The organism is Roseovarius sp. ZX-A-9 (assembly GCF_028369135.1).
Lineage (GTDB): Bacteria > Pseudomonadota > Alphaproteobacteria > Rhodobacterales > Rhodobacteraceae > Roseovarius.
Map to the genome: position 1 here is coordinate 16,465 of NZ_JAPWHW010000007.1, position 16,302 is coordinate 32,766.

Genomic DNA, 16,302 nt, shown 5'->3' on the forward strand with positions numbered 1-16,302 from the left:
CCGGGCTTGAGGCCCGACCCGGCCCTAGCCCGCCGCCACGCCCGCCTCGGCGAATGTCGCCATGCCGCTATGACAGGCCAGCGCGCCCTGCATCACCCCAATGGCTAGCGCCGCACCTGAGCCTTCGCCCAGCCGCATGCCCAGCGACAGGATCGGCACCTTGCCGAGCCGCTCCAGCGCCGCGTCATGCGCGGCCTCGGCGCTGACATGCCCCGCCAGACAGTGATCCAGCGCACCGGGCGCGGCACTATGCAGGCAGGCCGCCGCTGCGGTGCAGATGAACCCGTCCAGCAACACCGGAATGCCCTGCACCCGCGCCCGCAGGATCGCGCCCGCCATCGCCGCCAGCTCTCGCCCGCCGACCCGTGCCAGCACCTCCAGCCCCGTCGCACCACGGTGCAATACCGCCGCATCGCGCACCACCCGCGTCTTGAGCGCGAGCCCCGCCGCATCCACGCCGGTCCCCTGCCCGGTCCAGTCGCCCGCATCACCACCGTAAAGCAGATGCAGGATCGCCGAGGCGCTGGTGGTGTTGCCGATCCCCATCTCGCCCACGACCAGCAGATCGCTGCCCGGATCGACCGCGTCCCACCCGGCACGCAGCGCCGCCACCATCTCGGCCTCGGTCATCGCCGGGCCCTGAGTGAAATCCGCTGTCGGGTTCTCCAAAGCCAGCGCATGCACGTCCATGCGCGCGCCATAGCATCGGGCAAGCTGATTAATCGCCGCCCCGCCTGCCTGGAAATTGGCCACCATCTGGGCGGTCACTTCGGCCGGAAAGGCCGAAACGCCTTGCGCCGTGACCCCGTGATTCCCGGCAAAGACGATGATCTGCGGCTCGTCAATCCGCGCCTGCCCGTCGCCGCGCCAGGCACAATACCAGATCGCGAGGTCCTCCAACCGCCCCAGCGCGCCGGGTGGCTTGGTCAACTGCCCATTGCGGGCCTCCGCCGCGGCACCTGCCGCTTCGTCCGGCCCGCGCAGCGTCTCCAGAATCGCCTGCACCTCTGAAATCTGCGTAAATCCCTGCCCCATCCGAGCCCCCGTTGTCTTTGCCTTGCGCCTTATGTATCGCAGCGGTGACCCCTGCAAGGCATCCGATTGACCGCCCACATGACCAAAAACGACACCTCTCGATTCGACCCTGCCGACATTGCCGAGGCGCTGACCCTGCTCAGCCGCCTGCCGGTGGCCGCGCGGGGAACGCGCGGCGGCGCGGCGGCCTGGGCCTATCCCGTGGCCGGGCTGGTGATCGGCGGTATCGCCGGTCTGGCGGGCTGCCTCGCCACATATTTCGGCCTGCCAGCCGCGATTGCGGCGGTGGTCGCGCTGACCTGCCAGGTCGTGATCACCGGCGCGATGCACGAAGACGGGCTGGCCGACAGTGCTGACGGTCTCTGGGGCGGTTGGGACCGCGCGCGACGGCTGGAGATCATGAAGGACAGCCGAATCGGCGCTTACGGCGTGATCGCGCTCTGCCTCTCGCTCCTCTGCCGCTGGGCCCTGCTCTGGCTGCTGTTCGAGGCGTCCGCCGGGGGCGCGCTTGCCGCGATCATCGCAACTGCGGCCCTCTCGCGGGCCGCGATCCCGGTGCTGATGTGGCGCCTGCCGCAGGCGCGCGCAGACGGCCTGTCACACAGCGTCGGGGCGCCGGACGGGCAGACTGTGCTGACCGGGCTGGCCCTTGCCGCCATCGCGGCATTCATCCTGATCTGGGGCTCGGCTCTTTCGGCGATCCTGCTTGCCGCTCTGGTGACACTGGGTGCGGGCCGCATCGCACGGGCCAAGATCGGCGGTCAGACCGGCGACATCCTGGGCGCAGCGCAGCAACTGGTCGAGATCGCAGTGCTGATGGCGATTGTCGCCTGACACGAAAAAGGGCCGCAGCCCAACGGGATACGGCCCTGTATCACTTCGTGTTTCCTGTTCAGGCGGCGGCGCGCGAGATCAGCACATCACCAACCTGCTTGGCGGCTTCCACCTCGTCATCCCCGCTGACCGCAGCGACTTCACGGGTCAGACGCTCCAGCGCCGCCTCGTAAAGCTGGCGCTCCGAATAGCTCTGCTCGCGCTGGTCATCGGTGCGGTGCAGGTCGCGCACCACTTCGGCAATCGCGATCAGATCGCCCGAGTTGATCTTCTGCTCGTATTCCTGGGCACGACGCGACCACATGGCGCGCTTGGCCTTGGCCTTGCCCTTCAGCGTTGTCATCGCCCTGGACACCACATCGGGGCTGGACAGACCGCGCATACCGATCTCGGTCGCCTTGTGCGTGGGCACGCGCAACGTCATCTTGTCTTTTTCAAAGGAAATGACGAACAGTTCCAGTTCGATCCCGGCAATTTCCTGGCTTTCAATCGACACGATCTGTCCGACGCCGTGGGCGGGGTACACAACAAAATCATTGGGGCGAAATTCGGATTTCTTCGATTTGGTCATTCAGATCTTCCTCTTACGTCTGCCGCTTCGCCGCACGCAGGACCGACAAGGGGAGAGCCCCCTGTTTCATTTCGGTCAATCTGAGGCGCAAAGAAATCCGACCCTGGCTCGCGGCAAGGACAGATGGATATCGGGCATGACACTACATTTGTCCAACTAATGTATCATAAATTTTGACCTACCGGAAGGGAGGCCCAAAATCACACATACACGCCTACCAAATCAATAGGTTACGCATCTTTTCTCATGCAAAATGCAAGCGATTTCAGTCCGATTTCCGAATCAGGTCTTCCGGCTCAGCCGCCCTCGCCGGGCTTCTCGGAAAAGTACTTTTCCAGCTTGCCTTCTTCGCCGTCACGCTCTGCCGCTTCGGGCAGCTCGTCCTTCTTGGTGATGATCACCGGCCAGAGTTCCGCGTATTTCCGGTTGAACTCCACCCATTTCTCCATGTCCGGCTCGGTGTCCGGGCGGATGGCGTCGGCCGGGCATTCCGGCTCGCAGACGCCGCAATCAATGCATTCATCCGGGTGGATGACCAGCATGTTCTCGCCTTCGTAAAAGCAATCGACCGGGCACACTTCGACACAGTCTGTGTATTTGCAGGCGATACAGGCGTCATTGACGATATAGGTCATGTCCGTCTCTCAAATCGGGAACCATAGGTGCATCTGTGGCGTACCTAATCCAGAGCCAAACATCATTCAAGCGCCCCGGAGCGATTGAGGTCGAGTTTACGCCGCACCTTCTTGGTCGGACGCCCCTTTCCGTCATAGGCGGGGTTTTGCGGAACATCGTCCCGGCTGGCGCGGGCCTCGGGCGGATCAAGGTCATCATAGAGCGCCTGCGCCTCGGGGGCGGGGCCGCGCCGCGTTCCGATTCCAAGGATCCGGATCACCCGAACCTGACGGCCCTGTGTAAAGGTCAGCACATCCTGCGCGCGCACCACTGTTGCCGGTTTGACCACCCGCTCGCTGTTGACCCGGACATGCCCCGCGCCGACCTCTTTCGCCGCAATCGAGCGGGTCTTGAAGAACCGGGCGTGCCAGAGCCATTTGTCGAGTCGAATTTTCTGGCCTTGATCAGTATCTTGCACGGCAATCTTCAGGTTTTGTCCCTGAGCCCCATCAAGGCCGCGGCAAACGGATTATCCGGGTCGATCCGGTCTTTCTTGACCGGTTTCGCAGAAAACTTCTTGGGCGCATTTCCACCGTCGTCACGCGGCTTGCCCTTGCCCTTGTTCCGGCCTCCGGGTTTGCCCTGACCGCGCCCTTCCGGTTTGCCAGCCCGCCCCTGCGCCGCGCCAGCGCGGCGTGCGCGCCCGGCCCAGGTAAAGGTGTAATAGACTTCCAGTTCCGGCGTGACGGCTTCTGCCGGGGATTCGCCCGGCAGCATTTCGGTTGCGGCCACTTCGGGAATTTCCGCAGGCACCGCGGCCTCTTCGGCCGGTTCGGCGGCAATCGGGGCGATTCCTTCGTCGACGATTTCGGCAACCTGATCCGCGGCTGTCTCGGGGGCTGCCTCGCCCCCCTCTGCTGCGGTCTGCGTCGGTGCTTCCGCCACCGCGCGATCCACCGGCTTGACCTTTTCGCGCTCGCCGCGCTCGGCCTTGTAGCCCAGCCCCTGCATCAGGTCGACGAACTGCTCCAGCGTCATGCCGGTGATTGACAGCATGTCGGCATTCGCCTCGAAACCGCCCCGGCTATCAAGGCCCCGCAGCATGTCCGCGAGCCGCTCCAGCATGTCGATGCGGATCGCCCGCTCGCCCGAGGCGCGGTAGCCCGCCATCGTGTAATACCCCTGCGGCACCCGGCCTGCCGGCACTGTCACCAACCCCGGTGGCGGCGCTTCAGGAAACTCGTCCAGCCCCTTGTAAAGAGACCACAAAACAAGTCTCAGGCGAGTTGCCGCAGGCTTCAGCAGCAGCGGCATGAAAATAGTGAACTGGCCAAAGCGGATGCCGTGCTTGCGCAGCGCAGCGCGCGCGTCCTGATCCAGCGCCTTGACCTCATCGGCGACCTCGCCGCGCGGGATCACTCCCAGCGCTTCGACCATGCGGAAACCAAAGCCCCGCGCCAGCCCGGTCAGCGCCTCGTCGCGACCCAGTGCCAGCAGCGGCTCGAACAGCGTCGCCACCTTGCGGTCGATGAAATGCTGCAACCGCCGCTCGACCTTCTGCGCCACGTCCGCACCCGCCTCGTCATCGACGAACGGCTTGATCATCGGCTTCAGCGGATCAGAGCCCTTGACCAGCTTGCCCACCGCCTGGCTGCCCCACATCAGGCCGCCCTGCTCGGTAAAGTCGATCTCGGTATCGGGGGCGTTGTAAAACCGGTCGGCGCGCAGATGAAAATGCGGCGCCAGCGCCTGCAGGCTCGCCTGACCAAGCGTCTTGGCCTCCTGCCCGGTCGCGGATTTGTCCGCCAGAAAGCGAAAGCCCTCCAGCCGTCCGACAAATTCGCCCTCTACGGTCACTTCACCTTGATCATTCACTTCGGCCACGATGGCTTCCTTCTGCTTGAGCCGGCGCAAGAGCACGGCTGTGCGCCGGTCCACAAATCGTTGGGTCAGCGCCCCGTGCAAGGCATCTGACAGTCGGTCTTCTACAGCGCGCGTCGCGGCGCGCCAATGACTTTCGTCCTCAAGCCAGCCTTTTCGCTGCGAAACATAGGTCCAGGTGCGGATATAAGCCAGTCTTTTGGACAAGGTATCAATATCGCCATCGGTGCGGTCAATACGGCGAATTTGCCGGGCCAGCCAATCATCGGGCAGCGTCCCGTGATCGTGCAGATCGCGATAAATGATTTCCAGCAGGCCCGCGTGTTCGCTCTGACTGATGCCGCGAAAATCGGGGATGCGGCACACGTCCCATAGCAGCCGCACCGACGCCCCATCGACAGCGCGCGAGCGGATATCGGGAATGTCCGACAATGTGCGCAGCGCGGTCACGTCGTCAGATTCGCGCGCGCGCACCAGCAGCTCATTGTCCGGGCGCGCCTCAAGCGACGTGATCAACGCCCCCACATTGCCCAGCGACAGGTCCGCATTGCGCCACTCCAGCTTTCGGATCGGCGCAAAACGGTGCTCCATGATCGCCTGCGCCACCTCATCGTGCAGCGGCGGCGCCTCGCCTGTCACGCCGAATGTGCCGCTCTTCATGCCGCGTCCGGCGCGGCCCGCGATCTGGGCCAGTTCGTTGGGCATCAGCTCCCGCATCCGCCGCCCGTCAAACTTGGAAAGCGCCGAGAACGCCACATGCCCGACATCCAGGTTCAGCCCCATCCCGATGGCGTCCGTCGCCACCAGGTAATCGACCTCGCCGTTCTGGTACATTTCGACCTGCGCATTGCGCGTGCGCGGGCTGAGCGCGCCCATGACCACCGCTGCGCCACCCTTCTGGCGGCGCAGAAGCTCGGCTATGGCATATACATTTTCAACCGAAAATCCGACGATTGCAGTGCGCGCAGGCAGTTTGCTTATCTTTTTCGAACCTGAGTAGGTTAATTCCGACATTCGCGTGCGCGGCACGAATTCCACGCCCGGCACCAGTTGCGCGATGACACTGCGCATCGTCGCGGCACCCAGAAACTGCGTCTCGCGCAGCCCGCGCATCCGCAGCAGCCGGTCGGTGAACACATGCCCGCGCTCGGGATCAGCGCAGAGCTGTATCTCGTCGATGGCGACAAAATCCGCCCCCATGCCTTGCGGCATCGCCTCGACCGTGCAGACCCAATATCGGGCGCGCGGCGGCACGATACGCTCCTCGCCGGTGACCAGCGCCACCACCGACGGACCGCGTATGCTGACGATCTTGTCATAGACCTCGCGCGCCAGCAGGCGCAGCGGCAGGCCGATGATGCCCGTCCGGTATCCCAGCATCCGCTCGATGGCGTAATGGGTCTTGCCGGTGTTGGTTGGGCCCAGAACCGCGAGGGTTCTTGACGGTTCGGCCATTGGCCCGTCTCCATTTTCTCTGAGGCTTGCTTTAGATTTCGGAGCCGCCGAATTCGGCGTCCAGACGTTCCAGCGCCGTGGTCACGTCCTCGAAATAGGGATGGATCGCCAGAACCTGCGTGTAGGCATCATGTGCCAGCTTTTCATGGCCAACCTCCTCCAACAATGCGCCAAGCGATGCAATCGCGTCGAAATGGTGCGGATTCAGCGCCAATGCGCGCTCGATATCGGCGAGTGCCGGACCATAAAGCCCGACCCTTGCATAGGCAATGGCGCGGGTGTGCCAGCCATCGGCGAAATCCGGCGCATGGTCGGTCAGCGCCGTCAGATGTTCGATCGCCTGCTCAAGATCGCCCGCCTCCATCGCATCGCGCCCGCGCTTGAGCAGCAGGTCCATCGCTGCCGACCCCGATTTCGACTGTTCCAGCTGGATTTCCTTGGCGATCCGCTGCGCCTCCACTGGCTCGGCCTGTTTCAGCTCGGCATAGAGCGCTTCCAGCCGCCCGCCAGTCTCGGCACTCAGCGGCAGGGAAAACAGGATCGCCAGCAGAAATGCCGTGACGGTACTGTTGAGAATTGGGCGTTCTGCGCTCATAACATCTCAGAGTGTAGCGCAGGTTGCCGGAATGCAAACCCCCTCCGGCGCCAGATAAGCAGAAAGGACATTTTATGAGCGATGTTGTGACCAAGGCGGTGGACGCCCTGAATGAAAAAATGGCAGGCCGCCCGTTTGACGGTTCGGCCAAGTTCGTGATCGAGGGCGAAGGTGCCGTGATCATCGACGAAAACGGCGCCCATGCCGGCGACGAAGACACCGAAGTGACCCTCACAGCCGATAGCGATACGTTCGAATCGATCCTGTCGGGCGATCTCGATGCCACCGCTGCCTTCATGACAGGCAAACTGACCGTTGATGGCGACATGGGGCTCGCCATGAAGCTGGGCAGCGTCCTGGCCTGACCGCAAAATGGAGCGCGCCCCCTTCTACGACGATGTGGCACCTGGGCCCCCGGATGGGGACGCCTGGTGGATCACCACGTCCGACGGGGTGCGCCTGCGCATCGGTCATTGGCCCTGCGAAGGGGCCAAGGGCACGGTGCTGCTCTTCCCCGGCCGCACCGAATATATTGAGAAATACGACTTCGCGGCGGCTGATCTGGCGGCGCGCGGCTATGCCACGCTTGCGATCGACTGGCGCGGTCAGGGCCTGTCGGACCGGCTGACAACAGACCAGATGGCCGGCCATGTGCATCTCTTCTCGGACTATCAGCGCGACGTCGGTGCGATGGTGCAGGCTGCCGAGGCCCTTGGTGTCGCCCGCCCGTTGCACCTGCTGGCGCATTCGATGGGCGGCTGCATCGGCCTGCGCGCCGCGATCGAGGGGCTGCCAGTCGCCTCTTGCGTCTTTTCCGGCCCGATGTGGGGCATCCAGATTTCCACCGCGCTGCGCCCCGTCGCATGGTCCCTGTCCTGGGGCACCAGCCTTGTGGGAATGGGCCATCTCTACGCCCCCGGCAGCGCCGGAGAAAGCTATGTGCTCAAGGAACCCTTTGCCTCCAACAAGCTGACCAACGACGCCGAGATGTACCAGCACATGATCGACCAGACCCGCGCTCATGCCGAGCTGGGCCTCGGCGGACCCAGCCTGCGCTGGCTGCGCGAGGCATTGCGCGAATGCCTCGTCCTGTCGCGGCGCCCCTCGCCCGACCTGCCCTGTCTCACGGTGGTGGGCAGCAATGAAGAGATCGTCGACATAGCCCGCATCACCCAGCGGATGCAGAACTGGCCGCGCGGCGAGCTACACGTGGTGGACGGCGGACGCCACGAAGTGCTGATGGACAAACCCGCCATCCGGCGCGAGCTTTTTGACCGTATTTGCGCGCTCTACGACGCTCAGTCCGATACCCCCGACCGGGCCCGCGATCGCTCCGGCGTATCCGCGCAGTCCTAGCCCGCGAGCCCCGATCGGGCCGGGCGCAAAGCCCACCGTCGCGGCACCGATCTGATACCGACGCGATACCGACCTCCGAAAAACCTGCCTTGAGCCTGCCGCGCCGCGCCCCTATGTCTGTTGCAAACCCAGAGGAGAGCCGTCCATGATCCATCGCCCCACCCCCGTCCATGATGCCAATGCCAGCTCCGGCGCAGGTGATCTGGGCAATCTGCCGGAATGGGACCTGAGCGATCTCTACACGGCCGAGGACGCCCCCGAACTCAAGCGCGATCTCGACTGGCTGGAGGCCGCCTGCGCCGATTTCGCCAGCGATTACGAGGGCAGGCTGGCCGACCTTGATGCGGGCGGATTGCTGGAATGCATCAAGCGCAACGAGGCCATCAGCACCACCGCCGGGCGCATTATGTCCTTTGCCGGGCTGCGCTATTACCAGCTGACCACCGATGGCGGGCGCACCAAGTTCCTGTCCGACACCCAGGAAAAGATCACCAATTACACCACGCCGCTGGTGTTCTTCACGCTGGAACTGAACCGGCTGGAGGACGACCACCTGTCGACCCTGCTGGCACAGGACGCAGACCTCGCCCGCTACCGTCCCGTGCTGGACCGTATCCGCGCGATGAAGCCTTATCAGCTCAGCGACGAACTGGAAAAATTCCTGCATGATCTGGGGGTTGTCGGCGACGCGTGGGAACGGCTGTTTGACGAAACCATCGCCGGCCTCAGCTTCGAGGTGGATGGCGAAACGCTCGGCATCGAGGCCACGCTGACCCTGCTGACCGAACAGGACCGCAGCAAACGCGAGGCCGCCAGCCGCGAACTGGCCCGTGTCTTTGGCGAGAATATCCGCACCTTCGCCCGCGTGCACAACACTACGGCCAAGGAAAAGGAAGTGATGGACCGCTGGCGCGGCATGCCCACCGCCCAGACCGGACGCCACTTGAGCAACGATGTGGAACCCGAAGTGGTCGAGGCGCTGCGCGATGCGGTCGTCGCCGCCTACCCCCGGCTCAGCCACCGCTATTACGAGCTGAAGCGCAAATGGCTCGGCCTCGATGTGATGCAGGTCTGGGACCGCAACGCGCCGCTGCCGATGGAAGAAACGAAAACCGTGGGCTGGGATGCCGCCCGCAGCACCGTGATGGAGGCCTACACCGCTTTTGATCCGCGCATGGGCGATCTGGCCGCCCCCTTCTTCGAGCGTGGCTGGATCGATGCGGGCGTGAAACCCGGCAAGGCGCCGGGCGCTTTCGCCCATCCCACCGTCACGACGGTCCACCCCTATGTGATGCTAAACTATCTGGGAAAACCCCGCGATGTCATGACCTTGGCGCACGAGCTGGGCCACGGCGTGCATCAGGTTCTGGCCGCCGAACAGGGCGAACTGCTCAGTTCCACACCGCTGACGCTGGCCGAAACCGCCAGTGTGTTCGGCGAAATGCTGACCTTCCGCAAGATGCTGGACGGGGCCACCAACGATGCAGAGCGCAAGATCCTGCTGGCAGGCAAGGTCGAGGACATGATCAACACGGTCGTGCGCCAGATCGCCTTCTACGATTTCGAATGCAAGCTGCACGCCGCCCGTCGGCAAGGTGAGCTCACGCCAGAGGATATCAACGCGCTGTGGATGTCCGTTCAGGCCCAAAGCCTCGGCCCGGCCTTCGAGTTCATGGACGGATACGAAACCTTCTGGGCCTACATCCCGCATTTCGTGCACTCGCCCTTCTACGTCTACGCCTATGCCTTCGGCGACGGCTTGGTGAACGCGCTCTACGCGGTCTACGAAGAAAATCCCGACGGCTTCCAGGACAAGTATTTCGACATGCTCAAGGCGGGCGGCTCCAAGCACCACAAGGCGCTTCTGGCCCCCTTCGGCCTTGATGCCAGCGATCCGAAATTCTGGGACAAGGGCCTTAACATGATCTCCGGCATGATCGACGAATTGGAGGCGATGGAGGGGTGAGTTCGGCAAACGCTGCCGAACCACGCCAGTCATAGCATCTTCTGGCCAGAAATATCCCGAGACTCTGGGGGCAGTGCCCCAGAGCCTGCGTGGCCTGAACGCAATCAGACCTGCGCGCCGCAGGCGCACCGCGTGATCGCAGTTACTTCAGCTGGCTGTCCTTGGACCCACGCCGGTTGATCCCGCCGCGCGCCTGATAGGCTTGATCGCGTTCCTGCATGCAATCAATGCACAGCTTGACCCCCGGCAGGGCAACACGGCGCGCCTCGGGGATCGGCTCCTCGCATTCGGCGCAATGCGTGCGGCTCTCACCTGTGGCCACCCGCCGCGCCTTGAGGCGGGCCAATTCATCGGCAATCGAGGCTTCTATCTGTTCATTCACCGCGCCATCGCGCGCCCATCCACCAGCCATGCGGCACCTCCTGTATCCACCTTCATAAGCTAGGGAATCGGGTGCCGCTTGCCAAGAGGCACACCCATCACCGAAGCCGCTCAGGGGGCCGGGGCATCCAGAACAAGGTATTCATCAAAGCCCGTGCCCGATTGCTGGGCCTGCGCAATCATGCCCTGCAACACCGACACCGCGGCAGGCGAGGACACCGGCACCATGTGGTTCAGCCCCTCGCCATCTGCGAGCGCGGTGAAATCCACAACCGTCACACCCTTCAGGTCCGCCACTTTTTCGGGCCCGTCAATCACCCCCAGCCGTGGCTTGCGCCCGGTGAGGAACCCGGCCAGCGACAGCGCGCGATCCTGCCGCGAGACGAAAATCATGAACGGATCAGGCAGCTTGCCGATGCTGTTGACCTGCCGGCGGAAGAGATCGGGATCGATATCGGGTGACATCAGGACGACGCCGCTGATCCGGTCCAGCAGCTTGCGGTTGCCACGCAGTGCTGCCTGACGCAACACTTCCATCGTCAGGTTCGCGCCCATCGAATGCGCCAGCAGAAACACCTTTTCACCGGGTGCGGCCGTCAGACTGTTCAGCACTTCCTCCAGATCGTCGCGCGCATGCAGAACGCTGTCACGGTCATAGATATAGCCGCGCGCATCGCCCGCCGACTGCCACGAGAACAGGACCCCCGGCATCCCGGTCTTGAAATCGGTCTGGATCTGCGCCAGCCGGTACATGGCATCCGAAAGGGTGTTGTTGTAGCCGTGCACAAAGACCAGCGTTTCCGAGCCTTTCCGGCGTGCGCGCAGATGCGAGCGCATCTCACGCATCCCCGAAAAAATCTTGGTGTCGGTGACGACAAAGTCGGTCGCCGCGTCAGGCGGGCCTTCGGGCCATTCCACATGGCCCGCCACATGGTTTGGCGGCACCGAAATCACGTTGCGGAAAAACCGCAACCCGTCGGGCCGCAACTGGCCGAAATAAGGGCCGGTGCGGTCCAGCTTGCGCTGCGTCGCGACGTAAATCGGTTGCGCCGTGGCCGCAGGGTTGGGAGGGGCGACCTGCGCTGTCTCGCGCGGCGCGCAAGCGGCCAGCAGCACAAACAGTATCGCGCCAATCACACGGTGAAAGGTCAGCGGATTTCGTCCGGTAAATTCAGCAGCAGACATGAACAAGCCCCCATAGGCGATCCTATGAGGGCTTATCCGGTTTTCTGACCTGTGCATAGCTCTCAGGCGCTGGTCAGCATGCCTTTCTCCTGAGCCAGGCTGCGCATCCGCTTTTGCAGTTTCTCGAATGCCCGCACCTCGATCTGACGGATGCGTTCGCGGCTCACGTCGTATTGGGTGCTCAGGTCTTCCAGCGTGACGGTCTTGTCGCTCAGCCGGCGCTGGGTCAGAACGTCCTTTTCGCGGTCGTTGAGAACATCCATCGCTTCGGCGAGCAATTCACGCCGCGCCTCCAACTCGTCACGCGCCTCGTAATCGCTGGCCTGGTCGGCATCTTCGTCCTCCAACCAGTCCTGCCATTGCATCGTGCCCTCGCCTTCGGATCCGACCGTGGCGTTCAGCGAAGCATCGCCGCCCGACATGCGCCGGTTCATCGAGATCACTTCCGCCTCGGTCACGCCCAGCTGGGTCGCGATCGTCTTGACGTTGTCGGGATGCATGTCGCCGTCTTCCAGCGCGCCGATCTTGGACTTGGCCTTGCGCAGGTTGAAAAACAGCTTCTTCTGCGCCGATGTCGTCCCCATCTTCACCAGGCTCCACGAGCGCAGGATGTATTCCTGAATGCTCGCACGGATCCACCACATCGCGTAGGTCGCGAGGCGGAAACCCTTTTCCGGGTCAAAGCGTTTAACGGCCTGCATCAGGCCGACATTCGCCTCCGAAATGACTTCGGCCTGCGGCAGGCCGTAACCGCGATATCCCATCGCGATCTTGGCCGCGAGCCGCAGGTGCGACGTGACCATCCTGTGCGCGGCTTCGGTGTCACCCTGCTCGACCCAGCGCTTGGCGAGCATATATTCTTCTTCCGGCTCCAGAAGCGGAAATTTTCGAATTTCCTGCATATAGCGGTTCAGGCCGCCTTCCGGTGTCGGTGCCGGCAGATTTGCATAATTTGCCATGAAACTGACCCTCCAGACTCACACCATGTTTAGTGTATTAACATCTATCTAGGAACCCGCCATGCGCTTTGCAAGCCTGATATCCTCGATACCTTAACACCAGATTAAGACCGATAGTTCCGTTTGCCAGTAATGTGTCGGCCGTTCACACAACTGTGCTGGCCTGTCACAATGTCTGCGACAATGCCGCGATCAAATCGGCCATATCCAGTGGCAAGGCAGCGTCAAACCGCATCATCTCGCCCGTCGCGGGGTGCTCAAACCCCAAATGCGCCGCGTGCAGCGCCTGCCGCTCAAAGCCGCACGCGGCTGTCAGCGCCGCCTCCGGCAGGGCCTTGGTCGACAGTTTGCGCCGCCCGCCATAGGTGGGATCACCGATCAGCCCGTGGCCCGCATAGGCCATGTGAACGCGGATCTGGTGAGTGCGCCCGGTTTCCAGCCAGCATTCCACCAAAGCCGCCGCCGCGGGGGTGCCGAATCGCTCGACAATGCGCGCACGGGTGACGGCATGCCGCCCGCCGGTCTGGTACACGGCCTGTTTCTGCCGGTCCGTCTTGTGCCGGGCCAGACGGGTTTCGATCCGCATGATATTGCCCGGCTCAAAGCTGATGCCACGCAAGCCGCGCAGGCGCGGGTCACTGGCATCGGGGACACCGTGACAGACGGCAAGGTACTGCCGCTCCACGTCATGCGCCTCGAATTGCGCCGCCAGCCCGTGATGCGCGCGGTCAGATTTCGCCACCACCAGCAGGCCGCTGGTCTCCTTGTCGATCCGGTGCACGATGCCGGGGCGCTTGGCGCCACCGACGCCAGACAGGTTCCCGCCGAAATGATGCAGCAGCGCATTTACCAGCGTGCCCGACGGCGTGCCCGGCGCGGGATGCACGACCATGCCGGCCGGTTTGTCGACCACCACCAGATCGTCATCCTCATAGACGATATCCAACGCAATATCCTCGGGCGCGATATGGCTCTCTTCGGCCACCGGCACGGTGATCTGCACCGTGTCGCCCTCGGCCACGCGCGCCTTGGCGTCGGTGACGCATGCACCGTTCACCGCGATCTGGCCCGCTGCAATCAGCCGCGCCAGACGGGTGCGCGACAATGCGGCGGCCTCTGGCACATCACGCGCCAGTGCCTTATCAAGGCGCGGCGGCGGGTTCGGCCCGATCTCAAAGTTAAGGGTGGTAGACCCCATGAACGACACTCCTCAGCCCCCGCCGATCGATCCGGGAATGGTCAGATACCTGCGCCTGTTGGTCACGATCCTGACGGCGACGATGGTGATCGGGTTCATAGTGATCGTCGCGCTCTTTGTCACCAAGTTCTCGGACGCGTTCGGCCCGAAACTGCCCGATGTGATCACCCTGCCCGACGGATCGGAACCGCTGGCCTTCACCCAGGGGTCGGACTGGTACGCCATAGTAACCGAGGACGACCGCGTGCTGATCTATGACCGCGAGACCGGCGTACTGCGCCAGACGCTGCAAATCGACTGACTTCACAAAGGTCGGTGTTGCTGGCACCCTGCCCTCGGGGAGGACACGCCATGCGCCGCATGTCATGGATCTGGATACTTTTTGCGCTCTGGGCCGGGCTATATGTCGCGTCCTTCGTCGTTGCGCATTTCACGGCACCGACCGGTGACAGCTTTCTGCGGGGGGCGAACCGGCTGATGATCTTCATTCAATTCCAGATCGCCGCGGCCATCGTCGCCATCGTCATCTGGAACATGGGGCGCGCCTTTGACAAAGGCACTTGGCAGCGCTGGCTTGCCCGTGCCCCTGCCCTGCTGGCGGTTGGATTGCTGGTGCTGATCATAGGAATCATTGTGGTCGCCGCTATCGGCAAGCCGTCGCCACAGAACGCCCCGTATGTGGCCCCGAATCCGATGACCGAACCAGCCCCTGCCGCTATTGCAGAATAGACCGCACAAAGCACCGCGAACTGTCAAGAAAAGGGTGGTACCACCTCCTGGTCTCGAACCAGGGACCTCTTGATCCACAATCAAGCGCTCTAACCAACTGAGCTAAGGCGGCACTGGGCGTCGATTTAGCCGCCGCGCACCTGAAATGCAAGCCTATTGGCGCGCAATTTCCCAGCTTTGTGCCACCATTTCGCACCCAGGGGAGAACGGTCGACTGGCACGCCATTTTCGCACCCGCATCAAAATGACAGCCTGATGCCGGTCCCGATCACGAAGCCATCGACATCGTCCCCCGGCGTACCAATGCCGCCATCGCCCACATCCTCGTCAAAATTGACGTAAGAGGCAAAACCGAACAGGTTGATGCCGACCCCGTTCTGCAACCCGCGATGAGTCTCATAGCCCGATCCGGGCCGTGGTGGCCCTGCCGGGCGCTCGGGATGACCCGTCAAGGAATAGTTCATCGCGACAGTGAACGCCTCGAATCGTTCCTTCGCACCGAATCCCGCATTCTCATTATCCACATTGCGCCCCCGCAGGTAAGAGAAGCTGTAGCCGTAGCGCCCGGACTGGTAGGAAATGCCCAGATCATAGGCTTCGCCATCCGTGATACCATTCGAACTGTTGTTGCTCTCGGCAAAACTGCCGCCGATGGTAAAGCCGCCATAGCCCAAATTGGCCCCCGCGCCCCAGTATTCGGGGTTGGCGTTCGGGTCTGCTGTGTTGTTGGCAATCCCCCATCTGGCCGAAAGGCCGATATCTAAATCCCCGAAACTGTTGACGTAATTCGCCCCGATGTCATAGAAATCCTGCCGATTTGGCGCCGTATTCGCCTCCTCATGTGCATAGCTCAGGCCCAGCTGGAACCCGGAGAAACGCGGCGTGAAATAGGTGATGCGCCCTTGGGTTTGCTCGCCCATGTTCGACACTTTCGTACTGCCCAGCGTGCCGCGGAACAGATCATCGCCCACAAGGCGGTTGTTGTGCACACCCGAAAACGGGATGAACGAGGCCAGCGTGCCAGAGTTTATCCCGCCAAAGTTGGTCACCGGGCCGAAACCGATCGGTGCGCCAAAGCCCATGTGATTGCCCGGCGTATCCGATTTGCCGAACAGGATCTCGCCAAAGCTGCCCCTGGCGAACAGGAACGCCTCGTCGACCTCGGCGCCCGCGTTGCGTTCGCCGACATGGCCGTCCAACTCGATATGCGCGCCGAACTTTATACCGTTGTCCAGCGTGACCGTCGGCAGGAAGAAAAACTCGCCCGAGCCAACCGAATCGATCCCGTCGAAATCGCTGGCCGTCGCGCTGTCATAAGAGACGTAGCCGATGCTCTGCTCCAGATAGGCGCCCAGCTGGATGTCCCAATCTGCCGCCGCAACCGGCGCCGCCCCCAAGAGCATCGTCAACGATGTGCTGCAGATCAGCGCATTGCGCGAGTTCAACCTGTTGGTGCCCATTGTCGCTTCCCCGTCAGTGCGAGAGCTATCCGCATGCGTCATTCTACGGTGATCGGTGAAATCGCACAACATCGCCGCCACC

Annotated in this window: 17 protein-coding genes and 1 tRNA gene; 6 read left to right on the forward strand and 12 right to left on the reverse strand. The window is 63.0% G+C overall.

What is annotated here, in order from left to right; all coding sequences use genetic code 11:
* Positions 1-24: 24 nt before the first annotated feature.
* Positions 25-1,035, reverse strand: coding sequence for a nicotinate-nucleotide--dimethylbenzimidazole phosphoribosyltransferase (gene cobT / locus O3306_RS08345; RefSeq protein ID WP_272005626.1), 1,011 nt, complete (start codon positions 1,033-1,035; stop codon positions 25-27).
* 78 nt (positions 1,036-1,113) lie between these two features.
* Between cobT and O3306_RS08350 the strand changes: the two genes are divergently transcribed.
* Positions 1,114-1,869, forward strand: coding sequence for an adenosylcobinamide-GDP ribazoletransferase (locus O3306_RS08350; RefSeq protein WP_272005628.1), 756 nt, complete (start codon positions 1,114-1,116; stop codon positions 1,867-1,869).
* 58 nt (positions 1,870-1,927) lie between these two features.
* On the opposite strand, the gene O3306_RS08355 is transcribed toward O3306_RS08350, so the two are convergent.
* The 5 genes from O3306_RS08355 to O3306_RS08375 all read right to left on the reverse strand — a co-directional run bounded on the left by O3306_RS08355 (position 1,928) and on the right by O3306_RS08375 (position 6,986).
* Positions 1,928-2,440 (reverse strand): CarD family transcriptional regulator, encoded by a 513-nt coding sequence (locus tag O3306_RS08355; RefSeq protein WP_272005631.1) that lies wholly within the window; start codon positions 2,438-2,440, stop codon positions 1,928-1,930.
* Positions 2,441-2,736: 296 nt separating this feature from the next.
* Positions 2,737-3,075, reverse strand: a complete 339-nt coding sequence (fdxA, locus tag O3306_RS08360; RefSeq protein ID WP_272005634.1) for a ferredoxin FdxA — start codon at positions 3,073-3,075, stop codon at positions 2,737-2,739.
* Positions 3,076-3,137: 62 nt separating this feature from the next.
* Positions 3,138-3,533 carry an RNA-binding S4 domain-containing protein gene (locus O3306_RS08365; protein WP_272005637.1) on the reverse strand — a complete coding sequence of 132 codons (396 nt, stop codon included), beginning with the start codon at positions 3,531-3,533 and terminating at the stop codon, positions 3,138-3,140.
* An 8-nt stretch (positions 3,534-3,541) separates the two neighbouring features.
* Positions 3,542-6,391, reverse strand: a complete 2,850-nt coding sequence (locus O3306_RS08370; RefSeq protein WP_272005641.1) for a helicase-related protein — start codon at positions 6,389-6,391, stop codon at positions 3,542-3,544.
* Between the two features lie 31 nt (positions 6,392-6,422).
* Complete coding sequence (locus tag O3306_RS08375; RefSeq protein WP_272005644.1) at positions 6,423-6,986, reverse strand: hypothetical protein; 564 nt, start codon at positions 6,984-6,986, stop codon at positions 6,423-6,425.
* A gap of 74 nt (positions 6,987-7,060) precedes the next feature.
* Here O3306_RS08375 and O3306_RS08380 point away from each other — a divergent pair, with 74 nt between their 5' ends.
* The 3 genes from O3306_RS08380 (at position 7,061) to O3306_RS08390 (ending at position 10,308) form a co-directional block, all read left to right on the forward strand.
* The gene (locus O3306_RS08380) at positions 7,061-7,351 is read left to right on the forward strand and encodes an SCP2 sterol-binding domain-containing protein (protein ID WP_272005647.1); all 291 of its coding nucleotides are present in this window, start codon (positions 7,061-7,063) and stop codon (positions 7,349-7,351) included.
* Positions 7,352-7,358: 7 nt separating this feature from the next.
* Positions 7,359-8,342 (forward strand): alpha/beta hydrolase, encoded by a 984-nt coding sequence (locus O3306_RS08385; RefSeq protein ID WP_272005649.1) that lies wholly within the window; start codon positions 7,359-7,361, stop codon positions 8,340-8,342.
* A 145-nt stretch (positions 8,343-8,487) separates the two neighbouring features.
* The gene (locus tag O3306_RS08390) at positions 8,488-10,308 is read left to right on the forward strand and encodes a M3 family oligoendopeptidase (protein ID WP_272005652.1); all 1,821 of its coding nucleotides are present in this window, start codon (positions 8,488-8,490) and stop codon (positions 10,306-10,308) included.
* A gap of 142 nt (positions 10,309-10,450) precedes the next feature.
* Here the strand turns inward: O3306_RS08390 and O3306_RS08395 are convergent, their stop codons facing one another.
* The 4 genes from O3306_RS08395 to O3306_RS08410 all read right to left on the reverse strand — a co-directional run bounded on the left by O3306_RS08395 (position 10,451) and on the right by O3306_RS08410 (position 14,031).
* Positions 10,451-10,720, reverse strand: a complete 270-nt coding sequence (locus O3306_RS08395; RefSeq protein WP_272005655.1) for a DksA/TraR family C4-type zinc finger protein — start codon at positions 10,718-10,720, stop codon at positions 10,451-10,453.
* An 80-nt stretch (positions 10,721-10,800) separates the two neighbouring features.
* A complete protein-coding gene (locus O3306_RS08400) occupies positions 10,801-11,874 on the reverse strand; it encodes an alpha/beta hydrolase (protein WP_272005658.1) in 1,074 nt (357 codons plus the stop codon).
* Positions 11,875-11,936: 62 nt separating this feature from the next.
* Positions 11,937-12,833, reverse strand: coding sequence for an RNA polymerase sigma factor RpoH (gene rpoH / locus O3306_RS08405; protein ID WP_272005660.1), 897 nt, complete (start codon positions 12,831-12,833; stop codon positions 11,937-11,939).
* A 166-nt stretch (positions 12,834-12,999) separates the two neighbouring features.
* Positions 13,000-14,031, reverse strand: coding sequence for an RluA family pseudouridine synthase (locus tag O3306_RS08410; RefSeq protein ID WP_272005662.1), 1,032 nt, complete (start codon positions 14,029-14,031; stop codon positions 13,000-13,002).
* Here O3306_RS08410 and O3306_RS08415 point away from each other — a divergent pair.
* Positions 14,030-14,332 (forward strand): DUF6476 family protein, encoded by a 303-nt coding sequence (locus tag O3306_RS08415; RefSeq protein WP_272005664.1) that lies wholly within the window; start codon positions 14,030-14,032, stop codon positions 14,330-14,332. The genes O3306_RS08410 and O3306_RS08415 overlap by 2 nt on opposite strands.
* A gap of 50 nt (positions 14,333-14,382) precedes the next feature.
* Positions 14,383-14,760 carry a hypothetical protein gene (locus O3306_RS08420; protein WP_272005665.1) on the forward strand — a complete coding sequence of 126 codons (378 nt, stop codon included), beginning with the start codon at positions 14,383-14,385 and terminating at the stop codon, positions 14,758-14,760.
* 35 nt (positions 14,761-14,795) lie between these two features.
* On the opposite strand, the gene O3306_RS08425 is transcribed toward O3306_RS08420, so the two are convergent.
* Together O3306_RS08425 and O3306_RS08430 are read right to left on the reverse strand one after the other, a co-directional pair.
* A tRNA-His gene (locus O3306_RS08425) sits at positions 14,796-14,872 on the reverse strand.
* 127 nt (positions 14,873-14,999) lie between these two features.
* Positions 15,000-16,262 (reverse strand): porin, encoded by a 1,263-nt coding sequence (locus O3306_RS08430; protein WP_272005667.1) that lies wholly within the window; start codon positions 16,260-16,262, stop codon positions 15,000-15,002.
* Positions 16,263-16,302 lie beyond the last annotated feature (40 nt).